This is a genomic window from Lysinibacillus sp. fls2-241-R2A-57 (assembly GCF_030209535.1).
Classification (GTDB): Bacteria; Bacillota; Bacilli; order Bacillales_A; family Planococcaceae; genus Lysinibacillus.
In genome coordinates this window covers 1-1,617 of sequence record NZ_JARVRU010000108.1, presented here as the reverse complement: position 1 = coordinate 1,617, position 1,617 = coordinate 1, and the positions used below count along the sequence as shown (strand labels likewise).

1 protein-coding gene is annotated in these 1,617 nt (G+C 38.1%); it reads left to right on the top strand.

Going from position 1 to position 1,617, the window contains the following annotated elements:
* Positions 1 to 1,085: 1,085 nt before the first annotated feature.
* Positions 1,086 to 1,367: a hypothetical protein gene (locus QRN68_RS17085; protein ID WP_285398115.1), complete on the top strand. Its 282-nt coding sequence runs from the start codon at positions 1,086 to 1,088 to the stop codon at positions 1,365 to 1,367.
* Positions 1,368 to 1,617: the final 250 nt, after the last annotated feature.

The following is a 1,617-nucleotide window of genomic DNA, read 5'->3' as shown; positions in this document are numbered from 1 at the left end:
GCCGATGGTAGTTGGGGGCTTCCCCCTGTGAGAGTAGGACGTCGCTAGGCACACAAAAGCCACTGAGAAATCAGTGGCTTTTTTCTGTGAAAATAAATAACGCATTATAGCCTTGAATATTCTTGGATAGGCATAAGTAATTTAAGAAAGCAGTGCCCTCATTATGAGGTAACTTCCTTTATATAAAACTTTTGGTCTTAACTAGCTAATTGTGAATCTTTTACGGTTCCTTGGTTTACAACTTGATGTAAATGTTCCGAAGCATTCGTAGCGATATGGCAACGAATGCTTTTTTTCTTGCCTCATTTAATTTATTTCAGCAAATATTTTTGTATCGTAAGTGCAACGTCAGCTACAGATATTTCTTGTAAGGTAAGTACAACGTCAGTTACAGAAGTCTCGTACCTCAATAGGTGGTGAGATGAATGCGGGTCTAAATTACTTTTCAGGGATGTCTAGCAACCGATATTTCGTTGTTAAAGCTCAATTTCGACATCTAGATCTGCTTAATTTGCCTCATTCATGATACGTGGATCTCCTTTGAGCGCCATGTACTCTTTCATTTGCCCACACTTTCTAAATTCCTAGGCGAGTCGCATGTACAAAAAGCCTACCCTGATTTCCGCAATAGTGATTACTGTCGTACCTTTTTTATACTAGGAATCGTTGTTTGTAGTTTCAGTTGCCCCCTAGTAATTTGGTAATAAGAAATTTATACGTACTTCAATGTCTTTTTATGAAATGATATACTAACTAAAATTTATAGATTTTGATACCTCTACATTCCTATTGAAAAACTGCCTTAGAAGACTGCTGGCGAAACGATTAGAAACAAGCGACGGTTAGAATTATCGAACAGACGGATAGAAGAGCCGAAACGACGGATAAAACCATTGAATCGACCGATTAAAACATCAAATCGACGGATAGAACGTTTTGGGAAGCTTCACATTGTGCTCACCTCACCTCAACATTTAATATAGAATGATAAATTATAGCTTAAAGTAAAAGTGGGACGAGCATTACTAGCGAATTTTAAGTTGAAAAATTAACACAAATCGTGGTCTGTTAATGGGGGAATTAAAATGAGGCGTAACATCTTTTCTGCTATATCTATCTTGTCCTTCATGATTATATTTTTTATGTTTGGCTATGATCCAACAAAATGGTATGGTAGTTTTTTTAATTTCCTTTACGATATAAGTATATTTACACCATTTGCATTAGGGGGAATGGGGATAATTAGCGCAAGTTTTGGCATTAAAGGCGATATCCGTTTGGTTCTTATTGTACTCAATGCTTTTTTATTGTGCCTTTTCCTAGGTGCCTATTTAACTTCTTTCAGCGGATCTCTAAACATCCGCTGAAAAGAAGAACTCAGGCTAAGAACTTCAAACGCCTGAGTGACCAACATCGTGTTGTTGCTGTCGCTTCGCTTTCACACAAAAAAACACCTGTTGCTGTCGCTACGCTTTCGCACAAAAAACACCTGTTGCTGTCGCTACGCTTTCGCACAAAAAAACACCTGTTGTTGTCGCTTCGCTTTCACACAAAAAAACACCTGTTGCTGTCGCTACGCTTTCGCACAAAAAACATTTGTTGCTGTCGCTACGCTTT

What these genes read in the sequence shown, in the direction of transcription:
- QRN68_RS17085 (WP_285398115.1), top strand. Translation starts at nt 1,086, where the DNA reads ATGAGGCGTAACATCTTTTCTGCTATATCTATCTTGTCCTTCATGATT.